The organism is Ruminiclostridium cellobioparum DSM 1351 = ATCC 15832, from assembly GCF_000621505.1.
Taxonomy (GTDB): domain Bacteria; phylum Bacillota; class Clostridia; order Acetivibrionales; family DSM-1351; genus Ruminiclostridium; species Ruminiclostridium cellobioparum.
In genome coordinates, this window is record NZ_JHYD01000001.1 from 135,266 (window position 1) to 160,937 (window position 25,672).

The window sequence follows — 25,672 nt, forward strand, 5'->3', positions numbered from 1 at the left end:
CCTACGAAATGGAGAATATATATGAGCTTGAATCTTAATTCCAAACTGTGGTATCAAAGGCCTGCCCGGGCTTTTAAAGAGGCTCTTCCCCTGGGAAACGGGCACATGGGAGCCATGGTTTACGGCTCCTGCCCCGGGGAGCGTATCAGCCTTAATTCGGATACATTATGGTCCGGAGTGCCCGGAGTAAAAGAGGTTCCCGTAGCAGCCGGGCAATTGTCCGGCGTACGCAGTCTCATTTTCAGCAGGAAGTACCATGAAGCGGAGAAGCTGATGGAGCAGGATATGCTGGGCTGCTGGAATGAATCCTATATGCCTTTGGGAACGCTGCACATCAGTTATAATGATGTGGCGGATTTTACTGAATACCGCAGGGAGCTGGACCTGGAGACAGCCATAGCTTCGGCCTCTTTTCAGGCCCACGGGAGATTGATAAGCAGTGAAGTTTTTATTTCTTATCCTGCAAATGTCATGGCTGTCAGAATTGTCAGCCGGTCGGCTCAAAAGCTCAATCTGACGGTGGGACTGGAGAGCCGGCTGCAGTGCAAAGTGGAGGAGAAGGGTGAAGATGGCCTGGTACTGTATGGAAATGCTCCGTCCCATGTGGAACCCAATTATGTCAGCAGCCGGAATCCTGTTGTATATGATCCTGAAAGCCCGGGGATGAGATTTCATATTCATTTGAAGGCGGCTGTGGACCATGGGAAAGTGAGTACAAAAGAAGGAAAAATAACTATAGAGAATGCAAGCGGAGTTTTGCTGCTGCTGAGTACGGCCAACGGATACAGGGGTTATGACAGTCCCTTGGAAGTTAATGACCGGGTTTTGGAATCCTGTTGCAGAGAGCGGATAACAGCTTCGGAGAAAAAGGGATACCTTGTTCTCAAGGAAGAGCATATTGCAGATCATCGCAGTCTATACGGCCGTGTTGGTTTACAGCTGGGAGATGAGGAAAGAGCCATGCTCCCCACCGATGAGAGAATCCGGCGTTTTAAACGGGGGGAGAGGGACAACGGCTTGTTCAGTCTGCTCTTCAATTATGGCAGGTATCTTCTGACAGCAAGTTCACGTGAAGGCTCCCAGCCCGCCAATCTCCAGGGAATCTGGAATGAGGACATGAGGCCGGCCTGGAGCAGCAACTGGACAACAAATATCAATGTGGAAATGAATTATTGGCCGGCAGGTGTCTGCAATCTGAGCGACTGTGAAGCCCCGCTCATTGATATGGTCAGGGAATTGAAGGACAGCGGAGTGAAAACGGCTGAGCTGACCAATCACTGCAGAGGTTTTGCGGTGAATCACAATGTGGATATCTGGAGGCAGACTGCTCCTGTTTCAGGCCTGGCGAAATATGCCTACTGGCCTATGGCAGGTGTATGGCTCTGTGCCAATTTGTACGAACATTACCGTTTTACCCGGGACAGTGAATATCTCATTGAGACCTGCTACCCGGTTATGAAAAGTGCGGCGCAGTTTTGCCTGGACTGGCTGGTAGAAGGTGAGGATGGAAAATTGCACACCTGTCCGTCCACTTCCCCGGAAAACAGCTTTTTTGATTCAGAGGGCCGACCCTGCAGCGTCAGCTATTCCTCTACCATGGATATGGCGTTGATAAAGGAACTGTTCGGCAATATTATAGAAGCAAATGAGCGTTTCCACATGGATGACGGATTTACAGAGGTTTTAGCCCAAAAGCTGCCGCTGCTGCCCGGATTCAAAATCGGCAGATACGGTCAGCTCCAGGAGTGGATTGAGGATTTCAGGGAAGTGGATGCCGGTCACAGGCATTTTGCGCCGGTTGTTGCCTTCCACCCCTTTGCGCTGATAAACCAGAAGGATACGCCAGGGCTGGTACAGGCGGTGAAAAGGCTGATAGACAGGAGGCTGGAGAACAGCAGCGGTCACATCGGCTGGAATTGTGCATGGCTTATAGGGATTTTTGCAAGGCTGAGGGAGAGCGGAAAGGCATATGACTACTGCAGGCAGTTCATCACCCACGCCATGTATGACAATCTCTTCGGACTTCATCCTCCGCTGGGGGAAACTGAAGGCGAACTGGAGGTTTTCCAGATTGACGGCAATCTGGGAGCAGTGGCCGGTATTGCAGAAATGCTGCTGCAAAGCCACCTCGATGAGATTCTGCTCCTTCCTGCCCTGCCGGAAGAATGGGACAAGGGTTCTGTTACCGGTCTGAAGGCAAGGGGGGGCTTTGAAGTGAATATGGAGTGGAGCTCCGGAAAACTGGTACTGGCAAAGATCAAACCGTTAGAAACCTGCAGGGTAAAAGTAAGGTACAGGGAGACTTCCATTGAATTTGATGCAGAAGCCGGAATATGGTATGAGGTAGCAGGCAACCGGGACAGTTTGACACAATCCGGGAGAAATGCATCTTTTCTGTAGACGGAGGATATTATTAGGTTATAGATGCGGTTCCATTCCGGTCTTGGGCACCATCCCATAAAAAAGCGGCATTAAGAGTTTGGGGAAACTTTAATGCCGCTTTTTTATGTTTTTAAACAATTCTTTGATTGACATAACTGTACAAGCTGGTATAATTAGTAATTAACAAAATCAGGATTTGCACAGCAGTCCGAATATATGGAAATCAATATGTGCAGGCCTTTAATGACCAATGACCTAACGCGGTTGTTATCAGAGGGAGTTATATCATGCCTATCATGCCAAAAATTAATGACGTTAAAATGCGTCAAAAGCTTTTGCTGTCATATCTTTTTTCAATCATATTACCAATACTTATAATCGGAAGTTTTTTCATTACAAACACCAAAAATACTGTCTTAAATTACATAAATCATATTAATGAAATAGCTACCGATCAGGTGAGAACCAATATTGTCAATGAATTTGGCAGCTATATCAAAGTATCGGATAATATACTGCCTGAATCAAAACTTGTGGAAATGCTCTCAACACAATATGAAAGTAATTCAGACTATTTGAATTACTATATGGATAATATTTTGATTTACGTAAACAGAGTGCTGCTTGTAATGCCTGATTCAGTCAAAGTATCTTTTTTTACAACTAATAATACGATAGTGCCTGACAATAATGTTGTGCTGTACGCAAATGACAGTATTAAGGCTCAGGAATGGTATAAAAACTCTGTCAATGCGATGGGAGCCAACACAATTTCCATGCCCTATACAGGTAAAAACGGTAAAAAATATTTTTCTGTTTCAAGAATGCTCAGTTATAACGGCTACAAATATGTTACCGTCATGAGGATTGAGATTCCATTGGAAAAAATAAATGACCTGATAAAAGATGAAGGGAAAAACAAGGATATCTTTTTATTGAACAGCGATAATCGTATCTTTACTCTGTCGGCCATAAACAAATCGGTTGATGAGTATGGCATCGGAGATGTATTCAATTATGACGGGCAAACGGCTAAGAGCAATGTAAGCGGCTATGAAAGCAGTGAATTTATTAAAATTGAAAGAGATTTGGCAAGTAAAGGTGTATTACGCGGATGGAAACTGGTTTCAGTTGTTTCTTCCGAAGTGATAATGCAGGATATCAACAGAACGGTTCTATACAGCCTGATTATATGCCTGATAACGGTTATGATAACGATTATCCTGATAATTCTGTTTTCGTACAAATTGACCGGAAGATTAAGAAATCTGGCAAGTTCCATGATCAATCTGAGAAGCAATCTGCATGTGAATAATTCACTGGAAGTTGTTATGGATTGCGAAGGAGAGGATGAAATAGGCGAGTTGTCACGAAGCTTTAAAGATATGATAGACAGGATAAATATATTGATTTCAGAGGTGTATTTGTCAAATATAAAAATAAAGGATCTTGAGCTTGAGAAGAAAAAAGCCGAACTGCATGCATTGCAGAGCCAGATAAACCCTCATTTTGTGTTTAACACTATGGAATCAATAAGTATGAATTTGCTGAATAAAGGCGATATAGAGACTTGTGAAATAATCAGAAGCTTTTCCAAGATGCTCAGAAGAAGCATAGAATGGGGAAGCGGCATAACAACCCTGAAATCGGAGATGGATTTTGTCTGGGATTATATAAAAATACAAAAGTTCAGGCATAAAGACAAGATCGAATTCAAAATAGACATAGATCAAAATTTCTATAATATTGGCATACCCAAATTCGTAGTACAGCCAATTGTTGAAAACTCCATTTATCATGGACTGGAACTTAAAGAGAGTCCGGGCTTGCTGCATTTATACACCCGGCCGGCGGAGGATGCTCTGGAAATTGTTATTGAGGACAATGGCCTTGGCATCAAGCCAGATCTACTCAATACAATTTGTGTAAGCATTGAAAGCGGAAATGATATTGTGAAAAATACAGGAGACCGGAAAAGCATCGGGCTCTGTAATATCAACCAGAGGCTGAAGCTTTACTACGGTGAGGAGTATGGCCTCAGAATATCAAGTATTCCAGGCGTTGGAACAACAGTTATAGTTAAGATTCCCATGAATTCCGATAAAGGTGGTTTTGTTCATGTATGACGTTTTGATCGTTGACGATGAGTCCATTATTTGCGAAGGAATATCCAAAATAATCGATTGGAGAAAATACAACTTTAATGTGATCGGTCTTGCCGGAAACGGAAGGGAAGCAATGGAAATAATAAAAAACCGGCATACCGACCTTGTTATAACCGACATCAGGATGCCGGCCATGGATGGGCTGGAATTATCCGGACAGATAAAACAATATGATCCCAATATAAAGGTTATTATAGTCAGCGGATACGGAGATTTTGAATATGCCAGAAAAGCTATCGAATACGATGTTAAGGCATATCTTTTAAAGCCTGTCATTCCTGAGGAACTTCTGGAACAACTGCGATATGTACTTGAACTGCTTGACAAACAGGCCAGTTTGAACAGGGAAGAGTGTGAAAAGCAAAAAATAATCAAGGATAAGCTGTTGTATGAATTAGTCAGCGGGCCGTCTAATGCCGGGCAGATAATTAGTGAATTGGAGAGGTATAATGTAAATCTTGCCGGCGCTGCATATAATGTTGCGGTTATAAGCATTGAAAACCATTCCTCGGCAAGTAAGGCCAGCTTTGAAAATACAGAATCCCAAATCAGGGATATGGTTGAAAGCTATGCGGCGGAAAAACACCTGGGATATACGTATGAGGATATTAACGGCGCCATTGGCATTCTGACGGCTGGTAGTCCGGGCTCAAATGAAGGTGAATTGCGCGGTCATTTGACGGCAATTTCAGTTTCAATCGAAAAACAAACCGGTGCAGTAACTGTTATTGGGCTTGGAACTGAAAAGGCCGGACCGGAGAATATATTTTTGTGCAGACGAGAGGCATTGCGCGCATTGGAAAGAAAAATCACCGATAAGCATAACAATATATTTTCATACCGGGATCTTGCCGGGGCCGACCAGCAATTATGGTCGCTGAAATGGAATAAAGGAATTTTTATAAAATCGGTGGAAGATATGGATGAAGACTCCATAAAGGTGCAAATTCAAAACCTTATAGACGGCATAGTTTCCAGAGGGTTGGGAGTGGATATCATCAGATCGGTAATCATAAATATTATGTTTGAACTGTCCTTCCTGATACAGAATTACAGCGGGGATGCCAGCAAGGTATTCGGCTGTGATCCGGCAAGTGAAATAGAAATCATATGCGGCGATCTGAACACCATAAATGAATGGATACTGGACAACTGCAGGAAAACAATGCACTATATCATGGAACTAAGGTCAAGAAATACTGTCAGTGTGATTGACAATGTTTTGAAATATATTGATGAAAATTATGCGGAGGATATAAGCTTGTTTTCCGTTGCCGGGAAATTTTACGTCAATTCCGCCTACCTTGGTCAGCTTTTTAAGGAAAAGACCGGCTTGTACTTTTCTCAATATTTAAATACAAAAAGGATAGAAAAAGCCAAAAAGTTATACAGGGAAAGCGATTTGAAGGTATATGAGATTATTGAGAAAGCAGGCTTCAAGCACACAGAGTATTTTTACAGACAATTCCTTAAGTATGAGGGCATTACTTTTGCCGAGTACAGGGACCGCTTATCGGCAAGCCGGAGCCGGGAATAAGCAGTGGGACGAAGTCCTTATTCTCAATATGGATACCCTGGATACAGGGCTGATGCGACGAGTAAAACGCCGCATTTTTTATTGTCAATAATAAATACACCTTCAATCAATAATTTATCAGTTAACTTACTCGCCGGTTTTGTTTAAAATAAACTTGTCACAAACGAAACAACGTATCAGGAGGGTTTTGAGTCAATGATCAATAATTCGCTTACCGGCAAAAAGCATGCAAATCATTTGTGGAACAGTTTTAAAAAACAGGCGTATCTTCAAGCATTTGTTCTCATCGGAATACTATTCCTGTTTGTGTTCAGCTATATACCCATGATCGGGTTAATAATAGCTTTTAAGGATTATGTTCTTACCGACGGGGTAAAAGGCTTTTTCACCAGCCCCTGGGTCGGCTTGAAGTATTTTATGGAATTTTTTACTGAAGTCGACAGCGGAATGATCATCAGGAATACTTTTGGGATAAGCATATTAAAAGTTATTTTTACCTTCCCTGTTCCGATAATTTTTGCGATCATGATAAGCGAGGTCGGACCCCTCAAGTATAAAAAGGTTGTTCAAACGGCAAGCTACCTGCCGCACTTTATTTCATGGGTGGTTGTCTACGGGCTGGTATTCTCGTTTTTTTCCAATGATGGAGTAATTAACAGTGCCCTTAAATCCTTGAATATTATCGACAAGTCCCTTCCGTTTCTGACCGATCCGTCCAAATTCTGGCCGTTGGCCGTTATATCCGACGCATGGAAAGAATTTGGATGGTGGGCCATCATATTTATCGCCGCAATAGTGGGGATAGACCCGAGCATATATGAGGCCGCGCAGATAGACGGAGCATCCAGGCTGCAAAAGATCAGGTACGTGACTCTGCCGGGAATACAGGGCACTATCTGTGTAGTACTTATACTGACTCTTGGAAATCTGTTGGGCGGCGGCATGTCCGGTTCCAATTTCGAGCAGTCACTGCTGCTTGGAAACAATCTGAACAGGGAAGCTTCAGAAATACTGCAGACCCATATACTGAAGGTGGGTCTGGTGCAGCTCAGATATTCGTATGCCGCTGCGGTAGGAATGCTTCAGTCGGTAATTTCCGTTGTCATGATATTCGGCAGCAATTTTATAATCAAAAAACTATCCGGGACGGGTCTGTATTAAATTTCCGTCAGAAACCAGGATGACGAATTATTCAGAAAGGATCATCGCCATATGAAAAACATCAAAAACGAAGATAGGATTTTTAAAATCATTAACTATACATTTCTTACACTGCTAACTTTTTTGACCATCTACCCGTTTTACTACATACTTATAATATCTCTCAACTCGGGTATCGATGCTTCAAGAGGCGGTATATATTTTTTCCCGAGGGTGCTGACTTTCGAAAATTATGAAAAGATCCTGTCCGACAGCAAGTGGATAAACGCACTGGGAGTTTCTGTATTCAGAACGGTAGTCGGTACCATATTGTCGGTATTTTTCACGAGTATCGTGGCATACGGACTTTCACATAAAACTCTGGTATTCAGAAAGTTCTATTATTCAATTATAATTTTTTCAATGTATTTTTCCGGGGGATTGATTCCTTACTATGTACTGCTGAAATCACTCGGCATTACAAATACCGTTTGGGTATATATCATACCATTATTGCTGAACTCATTTCTGGTTTTAATAATGATATCGTTTTTCAATGAAATATCTCCTTCACTCAGGGAATCGGCATATATAGACGGAGCCAATGACCTCAGGATATTCCTGCAGATTATCCTGCCCATTTCCAAACCCGTTTTGGCTACCGCTGTTCTGTTCACTGCGGTAAACCACTGGAATTCATGGATAGATTCCGCATATTTTGTGTCAAAGCCGGGTCTTAGAACGATGTCCTATCTTATGATGGAGATCATAAACAGGAGCCAGGCATCCAATATGGGAGACCTGCAAAGCGCTTTCAGGAGCACTACCAGCGTGACCACCAGATCCATTCAATCTGCTGTAATTATCGTATCGACGGTGCCTATCCTTTTGTCTTACCCATTCCTGCAGAAGTATTTTGTGAAAGGTATAATGCTTGGGTCGGTAAAGGAGTGAGTTTTCCGGATAGAATTTAAATAGCTTTGAAATCCTAGGAAAATCAAGGCTATATTAAAGGGTATATATAACAAAATATTAATTGGAGGTGTCATAATGAAAATCAGGATGTTTTCAACCGTATTACCGTTGCTTATTGTCCTTTCAATGGTTATGACGGCATGCGGGTCACAGACCGGGAACCAGACTGCCAATACGGCGGGAGAAACAAATTCAGCAGATGCAGGCAGCACTCAGCTCGAGCCCATCACATTATCGATATTCGTCAACATGGATTGGTATTGGGTTGACTCTTTCGGCGGCAGGCCGGTAGACGACGAGATCACAAAAAGAACAGGTGTAAAGCTTGAGGTCACCAAAGCGGCAGAGCAGGACAACCAACTTGCCATATTGATCAGCTCAAATGATTTGCCCGACCTGGTTTACAACGGTACAAAAAAGCTCGATCCAATGCTGATAAAGCAAAGCTATTCTTATAATGAACTGATAGAAAAATATGCAAAAGATTTTGTTGTTGAACCCGAGGTAATAGCAAATAATACGGTAGAGGACGGAAAGTTTTATACTATCAAAAACAATTACTCCACTCCTGAGGAATGGAGAGCAGACAATCCGAGGCTTGTAGCTTCTCCGGGATCTCCCACGCTTGCTGTCCGGCAGGATATACTCCAGGAACTTGGCAACCCGGCCATAAATACTTTGGCGGATTATGAAAAAGTACTCGGCATGGTAAAGGCCAAACACCCTGATATGAATGCTCTGGCTCTGGGACCTGATCAATACGGCGAAAGGTATTTCAAGATGTTGTTTGGTATCAAGTCGGGAGAAAGTGAGATATTTGAAGAAAACGGGGCAATAAAGTTCCAGGCCAGAGATCCGAATTATATAAATGCATATAAATACATGAATAAATTGTACCGTGACGGGTATATAGAGGCCGAATCTTTGATTTATAAATATGAAGATTTCCAGCAGGCCGTCAATAACGGCAAGACCTTTAGCGCAGCACGTTCGGCAGATTTGTACGCCGAAGCCAATAAGGCTTTTGAACAGGCAGGCGCGCCTTATAAAATGGCCATATTGAACAAAATGCTCACCGAAGAGGCTGGCACTGTTAACGACGGCATAGGCTGGGCAGGACTTTATATAACCAAAAACTGCAAAGCTCCGGACAGGGCAATCAAGCTCGAACAGTTCCTCAGAAGTGATGAAGGTCAGAAGCTTTGCGTATGGGGTGTTGAAGGAGAGCATTATACACTTACCTCCGACGGTTATCCCGAACTCACTCCGAAGATGGCTGAACTGGCCGGAGATTATACAAACATGGTACAAAAGGTCGGAAACATGGCATGGTCCTTTGCTGTCACCTCCAAACCGGAAGGCGTCTGGAACTACAGTGAAAATGAAAGGACACAGTGGTTAAGGCTGAGCAAGGAAAAAATTAAGGATTTCAAGCCTGTTTATAGTTTCCTCGTACCGACTGATAACATAGAGGAAACGGCCATATATTCCAAAGTCGTTGACTATGAAAAAACGCAGACGGTCAAGCTGATCAGTGCAAAGTCAGAGGAGGAATTCAACAAAGTATACGATACTATGATTAAGAATTTCGAATCTATGGGGCTGGTAAAGCTTGAGACCTGGATGACAAACAAATACAATCAAATCAAGTCGCGCTTTAATTAAGCTTTATCAGGGTCATTATCAGCCAACCGTTTTGCATATGCCGGTTGGCTGATAATGTATTGTAAGTGTATACTATACCGACAATTTGGAAATGAGGATAATGAGAATAATGAGGATGAGAAGTGTAGAGAGCTATTTGCAGCAGCAATATGAAAATATCATGCCTGAGTTCAGGTTTCAGGCCCGGAACAGGAATGAGTGGGAAAAATGGAGAATTGGACTAAGGGACGCTTTAGTGCATGACCTGGGTGGTTTCCCGGAAAGGAGGGGTCCTCTGAAAACTGCTGTTATGGAGAAAAGGGAATATGAGGATTACTGGATGCAGAAGATAACCTATCAGATGGATGATTTACTTCCGGTTCCCTCGTATGTATTGATTCCAAAAAAGAAATCCCGGAAAATGCCCGCAGTGCTGGCCTGCCATGGTCATGGCCGCGGATGCAACGAAATGCTGGGACTGAATCTGGACGGAACGGATAATACAGGGGATCCCGGTTATCAAAAAAAGTTTCCGGTAGAATTGGTTAAGAGGGGCTTTCTGGTAATTGCTCCTGAATTCCTGGGATTTGGTGAACGCAGGCTAAAAGCGGATAAGGAAAAGCGGGCGGATAACTCCTGCTACAATATATCGACAAATTTGCTGATGATGGGCAGTACAATGGCTGCTTCCAGGATTTATGACGCCATTTGCGCCATAGACTACCTGGAGTCATGCGATGATGTGGATATAAAAAGGATCGGGTGTATGGGTATTTCGGGAGGGGGACTGGTAGCAGGGTTTGCCAGTGCTCTTGACGACCGCATAAGGGCCACGGTAGTCAGCGGTTATACAAATACCTTCAAGAACAGCATAATGTCCGTATACCATTGTGTGGATAATTTTATCCCCGGAGTCCTAAAGCATGCCGAATTGCCCGACATATTGGGTTTAATCGCTCCGAAGCCTTTACTTATAGAGTCCGGAACAGAGGATCCCATTTTCCCCATAAAGGTGACGCGGGAATCTTATGAGCAGATAGGAAAGGTTTATCGTTTGCTTGAGTCGGAAGATAAGCTTGACCACGACTTTTTCAAGGGCGTACATGAGATATCCGGGGCTAAATCATATGACTTTTTTGGGAAATGGCTTTAAAATAACCCGACCTCCGGCTTTTTGTCCAGAGCTCCGTGCAGTCCCGCGGAGCTTTCATCATGCAGACTGGTACTGCAATGCAGAATTTACTTTAGCTTTTACTCAATCAAGAATTTACCTTTTCATTTAACAAAAAACTATTGCATTAAAGTGCACTCTAAGGTATACACTTTATTTATAACACAGGGGTACAGGTAAAACAGTTCCCGCGGCCTGTTGGAGGCGGGGACTGCTATAACCCGGTTATAATCAGCTGAGACAGCTGATGCCGTTCATAGACGGCAATAAAAAAATGTATGGGTTGCTTGATACGTAACAAAATACATATACTCTACCTGGTAAAATTTTGACTCGCAGGACAAAAATAAGATTTATTACAGGAGGCATGATTATGCAGTACAGAAATTTCGGAAGTCTGGATTTTAAGGTATCTGCCCTTGGTTTCGGAGCAATGCGTTTACCCACCAGGGAAGTTGAAACAGCCGGCGACAAGCCGCAGAACAAAATTGATGAGGCTGAAGCAATAAGAATGATGCGCTACGCCATTGATAAGGGAGTTAATTATATTGATACGGCATATGTTTATCACGATGGCTTCAGCGAAATAGTAACAGGTAAGGCACTGAAAGACGGCTACAGGGAAAAAGTAAAACTGGCTACAAAATCCCCTACCTGGTTAATTAAAAAGCCTGAAGATTTTGACAGATTACTTGACGAGCAGCTTGAAAAACTTCAGACTGATCACATAGACTTTTATCTGCTTCATTCTCTTTCAAGGAATTCCTGGAATAACGTCATATTAAAGTTTGATATTATCAAAAGGGCTGAAGCCGCTAAAAAGGCCGGAAAAATCAAATATCTCGGGTTTTCCTTCCACGATGAAGGTTCAGCATTCATTGAAATAATAGATGGATACGATAAGTGGGACTTCTGCCAGATACAGTACAATTACCTCGACATTGAAAACCAGGCAGGTCAAAAAGGGTTAAAATATGCGGCGGAAAAAGGGATTGCAGTTGTAATAATGGAACCTCTTTTAGGCGGTAAATTGGCTAATCCCCCAAAAGATATCAAGGCCATTCTTGATGAGAACGGAAAAAATCAATCCGGAGCAGACTGGGCTTTGCAATGGCTCTGGAATCAGCCAGAGGTTTCGGTTGTATTAAGCGGTATGAGCACTATGCAGCAGGTTGAAGAAAATATTGTATCTGCCGGCAAATCCGGTGTCGGAACCCTGGATAAAACTGACCTGGGCATTGTCTGTAGGGTAATAGACAGGTATGCTCAAAGGGCGGCCATACCGTGTACCGCATGTGCCTATTGCATGCCATGTCCCAATAACGTAAACATTCCAAAGAATTTTGCACTGTACAATGAGAGTGTAATTCATGAAGATTTAAAGGGAGCAAGATTTTCTTACAGCAATTTCTTCAACAAGGAGAATCACGCCAGCGAATGTGTTCAGTGCAGAGTCTGTGAAGAAAACTGTCCTCAGAAAATACCCATAAGCGAGTGGATGCCCAGGGTTCACGCTACACTGGGATAAGCCGTATTAAAAAAGCCTTATGTTAACGTAGGGCTTTTTTTGTGCACAAAAATTCATTAGCAGTATTTGGCTTATATGGTATAATATTTAGTTATATACGGATATATGGCATATTTACTTGAAAGCATATTAATAAAAAGTTAATAAATTTACATTAAAAATGCTATATAATTGAAGGAGTATTTTCTTAAAATAAGTCTGAAAGTAGAGTGTACATATGAATTTATTGAAAAGAATAGTTACTATTACATTAACCGGGAGTCTAATATTTATGACAGCATCATGCACCTCAAAGACAAAGCCGGCGGACAGTACCCTGCCAACCAATGCAGGAGCCGGAGAAACAGGCCTCTCTTCAGCAGCCGGAAATGGGACGGCTAATTCCGAGGAATTAAGTGAAAATATACTTGTAAATCAGGTCGGTTATAAAATTGATGATAAAAAAATTGCAATCATAAAAGGCTTTGACAAAAAATTCAAGGTAATAGAAACTGCAACCGGCAAGGTTGTTTTATCCAAGGATACAACCGGCAAGGTAAATGATGAATCCAGCGGTGATACCGTCTCCTATGCTGATTTTTCAGAGTTAAAAACCGTTGGCAGTTACTATATTTCGGTTGAAGGCCTTGGAAAATCCTATGACTTTAAAATAGGTGACGGTAATCTGTTTTCAAAAGTAAATGAGGCAATGGTAAAAGCCTTATATTATCAAAGGTGTGGAATGGCATTGGACTCAAAATATGCAGGGGAATATGCCCATGCATCCTGCCACACAGGCAGGGCCAGGCTGTATGGGAACGAGGAAACCGAAATAGATGTCAGCGGCGGCTGGCATGATGCCGGGGATTACGGCAGATATGTGGTGCCTGCTGCCGTGACGGCTGCCGATCTTATGCTGGCCTATGAGTTTTATCCTCAAAGCTTTGAAAACAAATACAATATACCTGAGAGCACCAACAATATACCGGATATTTTGGATGAAGTAAAATACGGTATGACATGGATGCTGAAAATGCAGGATAAGCAGACCGGCGGAGTGTACCACAAGGTTACCTCCAGAAACTTTCCCGATTTGACTGCCATGCCGGATACCGATGTGGATGAGCTTCTGGTCATGCCGGTATCAACCACTGCCACGGCAGATTTTGCTGCCGTAACAGCTATGGCTTCAAGAATATTTAAGGACTTTGACTCCGCTTTTTCACAACAGTGCCTGATTGCTTCATTAAAGGCCTGGAACTGGCTGGAAACGAACAAGGATTTTGTTCAATATAAAAATCCTCAGGATGTTACGTCAGGAGAATACGGCGACAGCTCAGGCAAGGATGAAAAAGCCTGGGCGGCAGCCGAGCTGCTTAGAGCGACAGGGGATAAAAAGTACAATGACTATTTTAAGGCAAACTACGGAACTGAGGGCTTTGGACTGGGGTGGCAGAGTGTAAGCGGTTTTGCAGCCATATCATATTTGTTTTCAGATCAGAGTACAATTGATTCCCAAAAGGCTGAAGAAATAAAAAAAGCGTGGCTTGAAAAAGCCGATATGTTCGTCAGTACTGCTGAAAAAGACGGCTACCTGCTGGCAATGCATAAAATGGAATACACCTGGGGAAGCAATATGAATGTGGCCAATCATGCCATACATTTATTAATTGCCGATAAATTGAGCAATAATGAAAAATACACCGAAATGGCAGCGAACTGCGTTCATTATTTTCTTGGCAGAAATACCATGAATCAAAGTTATATTACAGGCTACGGCAGTAAAAAGGTCATGCAGCCCCACCACAGACCATCGGTGGGAGACGGTGTGGCCGAACCGGTTCCGGGACTGCTGGTGGGAGGTCCCGATTCTGCGCTGGAGGACGATGTGTCCAGGTCAAAGCTGTCGGGAAAAGCTCCGGCACAGTGTTACATAGACGATATGAACTCCTATTCCTCTAATGAAGTTGCAACCTATTGGAATTCGGCTGCGATTTTTGTATTTTCATTTATGTCATCCAGGCAGATGCAGGGCTGATTAACCAATTAGCACAGCACATTAAATTAATATAGCTGATAGGAGGCGGTTTTTTTGGCTAAACAGATATGGAAGCCTTCCACCATGCTGAATCCGGTGCCTGTGGTCATGGTATCCTGTTCAGACAGTGATGGAAAACCTAATATTATTACTCTTGCGTGGGCGGGAACAATAAATTCCGATCCGCCCATGGTATCTATATCAGTGAGGAAACAAAGATATTCCTATGAATTGATTAAACAAAAAGGACAATTTGTTATAAATCTTCCCACGAGGAATCTGACTTTTGCTACAGATTTCTGCGGTGTAAAATCGGGGAAGGATGTTGATAAATTTGCAGAAATGAAGCTGACACCCGAAAGAGCTTCCAAAGTTGAGGTTCCATTAATAAGGGAATGTCCTGTAAACCTTGAGTGCATAGTCAGGCAGGTTATGGAGCTGGGTTCACATGATTTGTTCCTGGCCGAAGTGGTAGCCACCAATGTGGACGAAAAGCTTCTGGATGAAAACGGAAAATTAGATCTTCATAAAGCGGAGCTCATATGCTATTCCCATGGAGAGTACTACCCTCTGGGGGCTTCTTTGGGCTATTTTGGATACTCTGTGACCAGGCGGAAGAACTTGAAAAGAAATCAGAATATTACAGCCGGTAAAAAGCCCTCGGAAAATTTGAAGTCAACAAATAGAAAACCCAGGCCGGTATCCGGAAAATATAAAGCAGCAGGAAAAAAGAAAAATAATCATTCAATATAATTAAGGTGAGGGAAATATGAGCAGGACCGAGGACAGAGCAAAACTATACGGTTTGTTGGGGGACTTGCCCGACAGGCGGGCTCCTGTGAATTCAAGGCTGATTTCCAGGGAGGAAAGAGAAAAATTCCATTTGGAAAATCTCATATTGGACCTGAACGGTATTGAGCCGGTACCCGCTTATTTTATAACTCCAAAAAAGGCAGGAGAAAAAACTCCCGTAGTAATATTCAATCATTCCCATGGAGGACATTATGATGTAGGCAGGCAGGAGCTGATAAACGGTGCACCCTACCTGAACAGGGCTTCATATGCAAATGACCTTGCCGAATGCGGTTTTTCGGTACTTTGCATAGATGAATGGGCTTTTGGAGATAGAAGGGGAAGAACTGAAACCGAGATATTCAAGGAAATGCTCTGGAAAGGGCGGGTAATGTGGGGAATGATGGTTTATGACAGCATGAGAGCCATTGACTACCTCTTTACAAGACCTGATGTGGATACCGGGCGTATTGCCACACTGGGTATGTCCATGGGCGGAAACAAGGCATGGTGGCTTTCGGCTGTGGATGAAAGGATCAAGGTATGCGTTGACATCTGCAGTATGACCGAGTATAACTCATTGATCGAAACCCAGGGCATTGACAAGCACGGTGTATATTATTATGTGCCCGGTCTGCTGAAATACTTTTCAACTGCCCGGATAAATGCTCTCATTTGCCCCAGACCCCACTTGAGCATGAATGGAATCTTTGACAGGATCACTCCTCATAAGGGTTTGGATTCAGTCAATGAGGAATTGAGGGAAATATACCTGAATGATAACAGCAGTGAATGTTTTGAGTTGAAAAAGTACCCGGTGGGACACTATGAAACACAGGAGATGAGGACTTACGCTCTGGAATTTTTAAAGAAATGGCTGTAGAGATTTTAGAGATGAAAATATTATGAAAACCCCTTTTGATATGATAAAGTTTCTGCAAAAAATTTTAAATATGAAAATGCTTTATCTGGCGGCCCGGTTTGTTCTGCTTGTCTGGGCGGCGGTGGGGATAAGCGCTGTCCTACCGCAGAACTCACCGTTATTTGTACTTTTATTTGTAATTGTAACCCTGCTGATTCTGCTTGATATTGGAAGGCTGTGCCTGCCGTTTGTCGGCAGACATTCTGCCGCCTTTTTAATTCTGTCCATTACTCTGTGCTTATTGTTCTTTACAGCAAGAAGAGCCGACCTGGTCCAGATATATTACTTCTTCCTGCTCCACGATATTTTCACCATACAAAAAGGCAAAGTACCGAAGGCACTGGTGGCATTCCATTTCGCCGGATTTATGGGCGCGGAGGGCTACGCCGTTTTTGTGACGGAGCATGAAATTTTCAGGCACGGTTTTTCAGACATCATTGTGGTGTTTGTCTGCTATGCCCTGATATTACTCATTTTTGCCTGGATACACTATTTCAAATGGGAACGGGAACGGCTGAAGGTTCTTAATGCCAATCTGATCGAATACTCTTTTCAGGAACGGGAATATCTCCTTGCGAAGGAAAGGGGCAGCATATCACAGGAACTTCATGATTCACTCGGACACTCCCTCATGGCGGTAGTGATGAACGTACAATATTTAAAAGCAATTCAGGGCAAAAGCCAGGAAGAAAAGGACAAACAGCTCGACGAGATTGAGAATCTCCTCAAGGAGTGCGTCACAAACCTGCGAAGCAGCGTATATAGCTTGAGGGAACTGGATAAAAACATCAACCTGCGCCAAGAAATCCAGCGTATTATTCAAAAATTCGACGAACTGGGCCTTGTTAGGATCGGCCTGGATTATGACAGTGAGGCGGATAAGGCCCCCGGTCATGTCAAAGAGGTCATACATAAGGCCATACGCGAGGGAATAACCAACAGCATCCGGCACGGCAGCGCAAGCTCGATACAGATTTCCATTCACTGCAGGGAAGACGGTGTTGAACTTGTCATTGAGGATAACGGTTCGGGCTGTGCGGATATTCACAAGTCCTTCGGCCTTAACGGTATTATGGAGCGCGTGCATGATCGTCGTATTGGTTATGGCAGGTATTCTGATACTGGTAAATTCCATCTCCATGAACATCAAGAACAACGGATATTCACTGGCTGTCACAAAACTGCTTGGAGCCGCAAAATGGGATCTGATGCTGCAAAGCGGGATAGAAGGCATTCTTTACGGCATTTTCGGGGCGGTTCTTGCCGAAATAATGGCAACGGCGCTCAATTACAGGTATGTCTTTAAGTCTGGGCTGAGGGTACAACTTTGATAAAAGGGAAGCTATATTAAAAGTACAAACCTGAAATTGTGGTAAACCATAAAAATTTCAGGTTTGTACTTTTTGAGCAGCCCTTAATCAGGTGCTTGACTGAAGCTTACTGATGCGATTACTGGTATTGGTTGCCTCCATGGAGATGCTTCCGTGCCGAGAGCAGCCTTGTTTCATCCAGATGGATTTTTACAGAGCCGTAAAGCCGGCTTACCACAGCAGTGTACAAAATATCAATAATTGTAAGCTGTCCGATTCTCTGCCCCATTACACCGCTGCGGATCAATGTCTCGGAAGACGAGGAATACAGGCTGATGTCGGCTTTCTGGCTGAGAGGATTCTTGCTGTAACAGGTGATGCTTATTAATATTGCGTCTGTTTTCCGTATTACTTCGGCTGTTTCAAGGATATCCTTTGTATCACCGCTATACGAAATAAGTACTGCCACATCTCCTTTTTGAAGGCTGGTAGCGCATAAAAGCTGATCGTGGGGATCGGAACTGGACATGGAGAGCTTATGAATACGTACAAATTTATTATGAGCATCCATTGCTATGATTCCGGAGGTGCCCACACCGTAAAAGTCCACACGCTTTGCAGCACTTATCGCATCTATGGCGCGGTCAAGAATTTCGATATCCAGAAATGCCCTGGTATTTTCAATGGATTTGATATTGCTGCTGCAAACGCTTTGCACGATGGATTCGGTGGAATCACCGGGCCTTACGTCATTGTAGGGTGTGACCTCCTGCTGCTCAAGGGCCAGGTCTGTGAACAGCATACGGCAGAGCTCCTTATAGCCTGAATAATTGGCAGACTTGCAGAGCCTGACAACCGAGGACATACTGGTGCCGCAAGCATCGGCCAACTCCTCTATGGACATATTTACAACTTCGCCGGGAAAATCAAGTATAAACTTTGCGATTTTCTGCTCCTTGGGAGCAAAGGAATTCATCAGCTCCTTAAGACGCAGGCAACAGCTGGACATAAGGCTTCCTCCTTAAAACTAAAATACTGTTATTAATGCTGTTATTATTTATGTCAATTCATACTGGTAATGGAGCGGAAAAAGTGCCGCACGGGCTGCTCCAAATACCGGTGCCATATCAATATCGTCTGCAGCTGCAATGTAACGCAGCTGCGGCAGATCGGACAGGCCATTTTTGAGCTGGGGAAGAAACAAACCGGCAGATTTCGAAATGGCCCCTCCCAGAAGCAGGCCTTTAAAATGGTTGTCACGCAGGATATCATGTATTATTTCAGAAAGATGCTGTCCCAGCTCTTTAAAAACCAGTTGAGCTTCAGCCTGCCCCTGGTATGCCAGCCCTGCAATATCAACTACATCAAGGGTATCCGGAGTGCAGCCTGTCAGCTCGCAATAGCGGGACAGTATGGCCCGGCGCGAAACATGGTCTTCGCTGGTCCGGCCTTTGTAAGGCCTTGAAAATATACTGATACCCGGCCCGTTCTGCAGGTTTGCATATATTCTGCCGTTCAGCATGGAAGCAAATCCTAAACCTGTGCCGATTATAACGCCTGCAGTTCTCTCTGCTCCATAAACCGTGCTGTTCCACAGTGCTCCAAGTAAAAAGGCATGTGAATCGTGAAGAAAGCAGACAGGAATATCACCAAGGCTTTCCTGCAGCCATGGACGCATTGGCAAGCCTTTTACAGAGGCATACTTATGGGTCATCAGACTCTTTCCTTCAACATAGTCAAAGGGACCGGGAATGCATACACCCACCGCCGTTAGATTAAGATTGTTCTCCCGGGCTTTTGCCAGACCAAGAACCGCCAGCTGCCTGTAAGAGGTGCTGATAGCGCCGGCACTTCCGGCTGAATTGACAGGCACCCGGAGAAAGCTGTTTTCTACAAGGGTTCCGTCACCTTTAACAAGCGCGGCTTTTAAAAAGGTTCCTCCTGCGTCTATGGAAAGAACACATGCATCGGATTTACTCATTTTCAAAGCCGTCCTTCAACAGGGTTTTGTGTATTGTAACCTTGCCGACACCTTTATTTATAACCTCATAAGGTCCGAAACCGGCAGGGATGATAACCATATCAAGATAATTCTGTTCAAAAAAGCGGCCAGGATCGGTCAGTGACCGGATCAGGCACTTTTCGCCCTCAACAAGCACCAGGACATGGAATCTGTCGGTAGTTTCATCCTCATATTTCTCAAAAAACCTTACGTTTCTCAAGCTGAAATACAGAAGCTCATGTTCTCCGACAACTGTTTCCTCATATCCATTCCCTTCGCGGATGACACGGGGCTTCTGGATAAGGTTTTCCCTGACCCAGCTTTCCTTGAAGTCTCTGCGCAATACCTTGTCACCGTGGTATGTGTGAATGGGCCGAAGATTACCGTCCAGGTCTTTTCTCATATAATCATACATTTTATAAGTATAGGAACCAATTGTCAAGCTGCCGATCTCCAGGATGACCTGGTTGCGTCCCGAAGCATGTATGGTGCCGGCAGGTATCAGGAACTGCTGTCCCGCAACCGACGGTTCGGAGTACACATATTCGTCATGATCAAAGCCTTCTCCGTATTTTTCGGCACGTCTGGCTTTTTCGATGAATTCCTCCACATCTGCATTTTGGCGGAAACCGCAGTAGGTTTTTGCCTCCTGGCCGGTAACGACCATGTAATAGCTTTCATCCTGGCGTCCAAGTTCGTTATTCCCTTTTATGTAATCGCCGTTGGGATGAACCTGGATTGACATGTTTCCGCTGGAATGGTAGGTGTCGTCATAGTTAAACCTGACAGGGAAATAACCGTTGAATTTTTTTGCGGATTTTTCACCCATGAGCTTTGTACCGATTACCTGCACAAAACAGTAGAAGGGAAATTCCAGCTCCATTGTATCAATGTCGGCAGCAATGGAGACTTCCATAGGAATCAAATCGAAAACCCATGCGCAATTTTTCATATCCTCCGGCAGGTTGCGCAGGCGCTTTATATAGAACCCCCCCCATACACCTTCAAGATAAACCGGACGGCAGCGGAGAGGATAGCTGACCATGGTATCGAAAAGTGCTTTCAAAGTATTGACCGGAAGCATTTTTATCTTATCGGGATTGTCACCGGTCAGATAATAGTCGATTTCATTATTGCGTATCAATTGTCCGCGCAGTTCTGCCGCTACTTCAAAATCTATGTAATAACTGCGGCGGAGAATATGATTTATCGTCATCTGCCTGGTTGAACCAAGATTGGAGAAGGCTCCGGCACGGATATTCAAAATAGTACGCTTTTGGGTCATATCGATGTAAAGCTTAAGATTGTAAAAGGGGCGGAGAGCATCTATAAGTGCTCCGTAACCGTATATGACAAGTACGCCTTTTCCTTTTTCGGAAAACTCCTTTAGCCTGGCAGACAGCTTTTCAATTTCTTTCTGCTGCATCAGGCTTTCATAACCTTCCTCATAACGGGAACCGTAGAGCAGGACAGGGTCGGTTTCCCTGTCCTCGGGCAGGTAGGGAAGAAATTTCTCGTAAAGCGTATCGCTGTCCAGAAAGAGTGTTCCAGTGGATAGCGTATCGACCTGGATACCATTAAGAGCCAGCTGAAGCGAAAGAAGTCCTTTGAAACTGTCCATAGGTGCACTCATATAACCATCAAGGCCTATAATGCAGCGGGGGGACCCCGAAAGCATATCCTTGACCTGTGCGGCCAGCTTTTTGGCCGATGCAGGTGAATCAGGAGTGATGCTGCTTTTCAATTCAGAATTAAAGGAAATATGATTGACGGCATTTGGATCATCATATGGGTATGGATTAAACATAAAACTCATTATCGGGCACCTCACTATTTTTTATTTTAATTATGATTCTTATATGATTCTTAATTGAGCTTCATACATTTATCAGATGACACCAGAATTATAGAATTTCGAAATCAAAATCCAGCAACTGTGCCAAATATGACAATTCACGGGTGTAGTCACCGGAGACTATACCGTAGTGTTGAGTAACTCCAATACTTACAAGCCTTTGAAACAGTTCCTGTACCGTGCCGGCCGCAGGACGGAAAAGGCCGTGGGAATAGGATGTGATAAAATGCTCGCAGGGCAAGGCCTTCACCAAGGTACATACCATTTTAAAACGGCCGCTGCATTCCGAGACATGAAGCATTGTTTTCAGTCCCGGGGGAATCACATACCAGGCAAAGGGAGCCCCGGCATGTTTGTAGTTTGTTTTTGCGAACCTGACATCTCTGGCAATTCTCACACTGCCGGAAGGATCGGTATAATCGTTTGGTCCTGCGTGGCCTCCTGCAAAGCAGTCCTTTTTCATATCAATATGAAAAGGTTCAATAAAGCTGACCGGTTTCCCGGATAGCTTTTTTAAAATATAAACTGCCAGGCCTCCTCCCAAATCCCCTTCAGGTACGACCGCAACGTCGTCGGTGCCAGGGCATGGCAAAAATCCGGGACGGAGGCCTACCTCGGTCAATAGAACGGGGTCCACGTCGTTGAGCACCACCATGCTCACACCTGCCTTGCGCGCCATGCTCTCAACAGCCAGGGAGGCGCGGATGGAGGCATTGAATTTTTCGACGTCAATGTCAGGCAAAACCTGATACTGTTTCTCTAAAATGTTACGGGTATTATGTACAAGTTGGCTGTCAATTGTGCCGATTTCTTTCGTCAGACCGGCAACAGAAAGAAATCTGAGCTCCGGACCGGCTTTCATGAAAAAATTATAAGGATCTACATAGGTTGACCACATGACTTCATTATACGAGGCCAGCAAACCGAAGCTGATATTCCGGAGAGCAGTGCGGACTGCGGCAGCCTGTGAAAAATGTCTTGCGGCAAGCATGAGCTCATCTGTTTGCCCGATGGATGTGACCAGCATAGGCCGGCCGAAACGTTTTATTGAGCCGGATGCTTCAAGGGTACCTACAAGCCCTCCGGCCGAAAGGAATTCTACAAAGTCCGATTCATCGGCGGTATCGGTGAATGAAATACTGTCTCTGGTTTTGCAGCCAAAGAAGACAGGTACAGGCACCATATCCCGCAAAAACCGTACCCAGGCAAAATCCTCTGACCAGGAAAGAAACAGTGCAAAAACCCAATCAACTTTTTCGGACTGAAAAAATTGTATGGCAGTCTCAATATCCTCACGGGTATAAACTATGCCGGGGAACGATACCTTACTGAATTTCTCAAGCTCCTTTACATATTGATCTGCTTCTGCTTCCTTTCGTAAACCATAATCGCCCTGCGCAAGGCCTTTGCCAAGTTCACGGAAGCGGGACGTAGCAATCAGCAATAGTCCTGTTTTTGGTATTAGTTGCATGTTAACCTCCAAGCCATGCTATGGCTTTAAGCCGCAATAGCGGCAACAAATTGTAATGAAATTTGTTAACTCCTCTATTATCCCCAAATATGCGGACAACAAAAGCATTTTATACTTTTTTATGGGGTTAATTTATTTAATGCACCAGCTGTTTGTTTGCCCGGCAAACGGGCAGATGATACCGGCTTTTCCGACTAAAAGTCTTTCCACCGTTACTCCTAATTAGTAGTAAGAATGACCTTAAGATAACATGTTCAGGGCAGCTGCCCACTTAAGGCTTATATTCCCGTTATCACAATTATATATTTAACACCAAAAAGCGTCAATAGTATTTTCGAAAAAAAATAATAATGATGAAAATAATTTCGGAAATTATAAATTATATAAGAATAATATTTAGGTCAAAAGCCCACGTATTAACGGTTTTCTAAAATTTTACATAAGTATATTATGGGAAACATAAATGAAAAATATGAAACAAAATATCAGAAAGTATTTTTAAATGCGAAACAAATTATCTTGAATTTTAATTTAAAATGCGATATATTTCGTAATAAAAGGAACAGTAAAATTTGAGTTGGGCAGTGTAAAGTTACTTCAATTATTAAATCAGGAGGCTTGAAATGAATAAACAGAATATTGATTTAAAAAAATTCCGTTTACTGCAGGGGACAGAACTCAATGGCGGGGATTTGCGGGTTATTGAGCCCGATGCCGACGGTTTCATCAGGCTGAGGCTTGAGGGCGAAACTGCTGAAATGGGAGATGTCAGCTGGGGGAATTACCGGTACTTTATTGTTGACATGCTTGCGGACATGGATTCCCAGATGCTTCTGGATTTTCGCTTTGAAAAGGCCAAACCGGCTGAAGGAGAGGAAACGGGGTATATCAATTATGAAATGCTTCCTACAAGAAGGGTGAAGCTGGTTGTGGACCTTGAAGCACTTCAGTCCAGGCGCTTTTTCCTGTTGACCTTACCGGGAATGCTGAAGGCAAGGGTCAGCTGCAAGCCATGTACCATTACTGAAATGAACGCTGTGGAGCTGTATTTCCATCCTGGCTACAGCCGTATTTTCAACAGTATCACCATTTTTGAGGCATATCTTTCCGATGCCCTTCCCGATATGAAGGTCATAGGCCAGCCGATGGTGGATGAAATGGGGCAATGGATTCAAAAAAGCTGGAGTTCAAAAACAGGCAGTGTGGAAGAAATGGTGGAATATCTTCAGCAGGAATATAAACGCTCCGAAACGGACAACAGCTACCCGGAAGGCTGGAGCGTATACGGCGGCTGGAAGGCACTGAAGTTTGATGCTACCGGATTCTTTCATACGCATTATGACGGTAAACGCTGGTGGCTTGCAGATCCTGACGGGTATGCTTTTTTCAGCAACGGTATGTGTTATGGCAGCAGAATGGGAGTACATGGTTTTGTGGATAAAATGGAAAACCTGTTTTCCTGGCTTCCTGATCCCGGGGATGAAACTTACACAGCTGCCTGGACCACTGCCGACAGGATACCGGAATTCGCAAAGAGGAACGGTCCCGAGGCAGGTAAAAACAGAAAGATGTTCAACTTTGCACGTGCAAACATGATCAGGGCTTTCGGCCCTGATAAATGGTGGGAGGCCTGGCTGAAAATAAACAGCGCCAGGCTGAAAAGGTGGGGCTTCAACACCATCGGTGTCGGTGTAGATAACTACGGCGATGAAAGAGTTATGGACTTTCTTGCTCAAGCCAGGATTCCTTTCGTGTGGACGCTCAAGGATTTTCCTCTCACGGATGAACTTGTATTCCGTGACTTTCCGGATGTATACTCCCGGCAGTATGAGGAGCGTTCAAGGCTATTTGCCGAAAAACAGCTGGCACCTTTTGCGGGAAATCCGTATATGATAGGATACTTTATCACCAACGAACCGGAATGGAAGTTCCAGACCTCGGTCAATATTGCCGAGAGGGTATTTGCCCATCCTCAAAGGCTGGCATCAAAAACAGCGCTTATAGATATCCTGCGCAATAAATACGGTACCATAGATGCATTGAATGGGGCCTGGAACCGGAGTTTCGGAGCATTTGAGGACTTGTATGAGCCCTTTTCCCATGCGGACGGCTTCAGCGCTGAAGCCATGGAAGATATGAAATTTTTAAGGGCCAGGCTTCTAGAAAAATATTCACAGGTTCCGGGGGATGCCCTGCGCAGAGTAGATCCCAATCACATGAATCTGGGAATGCGGTACAGCGAAATCAGCAGGAATGAAATAGCAGGCAGTGAATACTTTGAGGTTATTTCATTCAACTGTTATTTCGATTCGGCGGTACTCAGCCTGAAAATTGCGGCGGATTCTGCAGACATGCCCTGTATTGTTGGGGAATGGCATATCGGAGGGGCCGACAAGGGACTTCTGTCCTGCGGCCTGCTGGCCGCCGAAACCCAGGAGGAGCGCGGCAGGGCGTGCGAATACTATATGCAGGGGGCTATGAATCACAAAAACTGTATTGGAATTCATTATTTTGAAATGAATGATCAGCCTCTGCTGGGACGTTTTGACGGCGAGTGCATGCAGCATGGAGTAATAGACATATGCAACCGGCCCTACGATGAACTGATAAGGCATTTTATTTCAACAAATCATAAGCTTTACGACTATGTATCCGGCAGCATCAGTCCTGGGGCAAAACCGGCAAAAGTCTTCCGGTCGAGATAATAAACAGGATAATAAATATGAATTTCCGGAAATAAAAACAGGAACGGATGGAGTAT

Annotated in this window: 17 protein-coding genes and 1 pseudogene; 14 read left to right on the forward strand and 4 right to left on the reverse strand. The window is 44.0% G+C overall.

The annotated features are described in order from the left end of the window. Positions 1-21 precede the first annotated feature (21 nt). The 13 genes and pseudogenes from T344_RS27290 (at position 22) to T344_RS31850 (ending at position 17,604) form a co-directional block, all read left to right on the forward strand. On the forward strand, positions 22-2,400 hold the full coding sequence (locus tag T344_RS27290; protein ID WP_051571504.1) for a glycoside hydrolase family 95 protein: 2,379 nt from the start codon (positions 22-24) through the stop codon (positions 2,398-2,400). 269 nt (positions 2,401-2,669) lie between these two features. After that, positions 2,670-4,508: a cache domain-containing sensor histidine kinase gene (locus T344_RS0100650; RefSeq protein WP_027627114.1), complete on the forward strand. Its 1,839-nt coding sequence runs from the start codon at positions 2,670-2,672 to the stop codon at positions 4,506-4,508. After that, positions 4,501-6,084 carry a response regulator gene (locus T344_RS0100655; RefSeq protein ID WP_027627115.1) on the forward strand — a complete coding sequence of 528 codons (1,584 nt, stop codon included), beginning with the start codon at positions 4,501-4,503 and terminating at the stop codon, positions 6,082-6,084. The genes T344_RS0100650 and T344_RS0100655 overlap by 8 nt, the downstream gene beginning before the upstream one ends. A 195-nt stretch (positions 6,085-6,279) precedes the next feature. Beyond that, complete coding sequence (locus tag T344_RS0100660; protein WP_034860462.1) at positions 6,280-7,245, forward strand: ABC transporter permease; 966 nt, start codon at positions 6,280-6,282, stop codon at positions 7,243-7,245. 51 nt (positions 7,246-7,296) lie between these two features. Then, a complete protein-coding gene (locus T344_RS0100665) occupies positions 7,297-8,178 on the forward strand; it encodes a carbohydrate ABC transporter permease (RefSeq protein WP_027627117.1) in 882 nt (293 codons plus the stop codon). Between the two features lie 96 nt (positions 8,179-8,274). Then, positions 8,275-9,864, forward strand: coding sequence for a type 2 periplasmic-binding domain-containing protein (locus T344_RS0100670; protein ID WP_027627118.1), 1,590 nt, complete (start codon positions 8,275-8,277; stop codon positions 9,862-9,864). A gap of 115 nt (positions 9,865-9,979) precedes the next feature. Continuing rightward, on the forward strand, positions 9,980-10,996 hold the full coding sequence (locus T344_RS0100675; protein ID WP_027627119.1) for a dienelactone hydrolase family protein: 1,017 nt from the start codon (positions 9,980-9,982) through the stop codon (positions 10,994-10,996). Between the two features lie 391 nt (positions 10,997-11,387). After that, positions 11,388-12,542, forward strand: a complete 1,155-nt coding sequence (locus tag T344_RS0100680) for an aldo/keto reductase (RefSeq protein WP_027627120.1) — start codon at positions 11,388-11,390, stop codon at positions 12,540-12,542. Positions 12,543-12,813: 271 nt separating this feature from the next. Beyond that, the gene (locus T344_RS0100685) at positions 12,814-14,559 is read left to right on the forward strand and encodes a glycoside hydrolase family 9 protein (protein ID WP_084331035.1); all 1,746 of its coding nucleotides are present in this window, start codon (positions 12,814-12,816) and stop codon (positions 14,557-14,559) included. Positions 14,560-14,613: 54 nt separating this feature from the next. After that, on the forward strand, positions 14,614-15,312 hold the full coding sequence (locus T344_RS0100690; RefSeq protein ID WP_027627122.1) for a flavin reductase family protein: 699 nt from the start codon (positions 14,614-14,616) through the stop codon (positions 15,310-15,312). A 16-nt stretch (positions 15,313-15,328) separates the two neighbouring features. Further along, positions 15,329-16,234, forward strand: a complete 906-nt coding sequence (locus T344_RS0100695; protein WP_004629711.1) for a dienelactone hydrolase family protein — start codon at positions 15,329-15,331, stop codon at positions 16,232-16,234. A 406-nt stretch (positions 16,235-16,640) separates the two neighbouring features. Beyond that, positions 16,641-17,318 (forward strand): annotated as a pseudogene (locus tag T344_RS31845) (sensor histidine kinase); the annotation flags it as partial. Between the two features lie 94 nt (positions 17,319-17,412). Beyond that, entirely contained in the window at positions 17,413-17,604 is a 192-nt protein-coding gene (locus T344_RS31850; RefSeq protein ID WP_422784856.1) for a hypothetical protein, read from the forward strand. A gap of 118 nt (positions 17,605-17,722) precedes the next feature. Here the strand turns inward: T344_RS31850 and T344_RS0100705 are convergent, their stop codons facing one another. The 4 genes from T344_RS0100705 to T344_RS0100720 form a co-directional block, all read right to left on the reverse strand. After that, positions 17,723-18,592, reverse strand: coding sequence for a MurR/RpiR family transcriptional regulator (locus tag T344_RS0100705; RefSeq protein ID WP_027627123.1), 870 nt, complete (start codon positions 18,590-18,592; stop codon positions 17,723-17,725). A gap of 48 nt (positions 18,593-18,640) precedes the next feature. Next, a complete protein-coding gene (locus T344_RS27300; RefSeq protein ID WP_051571508.1) occupies positions 18,641-19,564 on the reverse strand; it encodes an ROK family protein in 924 nt (307 codons plus the stop codon). Then, positions 19,557-21,401 carry a class I mannose-6-phosphate isomerase gene (locus T344_RS0100715; RefSeq protein ID WP_027627124.1) on the reverse strand — a complete coding sequence of 615 codons (1,845 nt, stop codon included), beginning with the start codon at positions 21,399-21,401 and terminating at the stop codon, positions 19,557-19,559. The genes T344_RS27300 and T344_RS0100715 overlap by 8 nt, the downstream gene beginning before the upstream one ends. Positions 21,402-21,489: 88 nt before the next feature. Further along, entirely contained in the window at positions 21,490-22,911 is a 1,422-nt protein-coding gene (locus T344_RS0100720; protein WP_027627125.1) for a hypothetical protein, read from the reverse strand. A gap of 623 nt (positions 22,912-23,534) precedes the next feature. Between T344_RS0100720 and T344_RS0100725 the strand changes: the two genes are divergently transcribed. Further along, positions 23,535-25,616, forward strand: a complete 2,082-nt coding sequence (locus T344_RS0100725; protein WP_027627126.1) for a beta-galactosidase — start codon at positions 23,535-23,537, stop codon at positions 25,614-25,616. Positions 25,617-25,672: the final 56 nt, after the last annotated feature.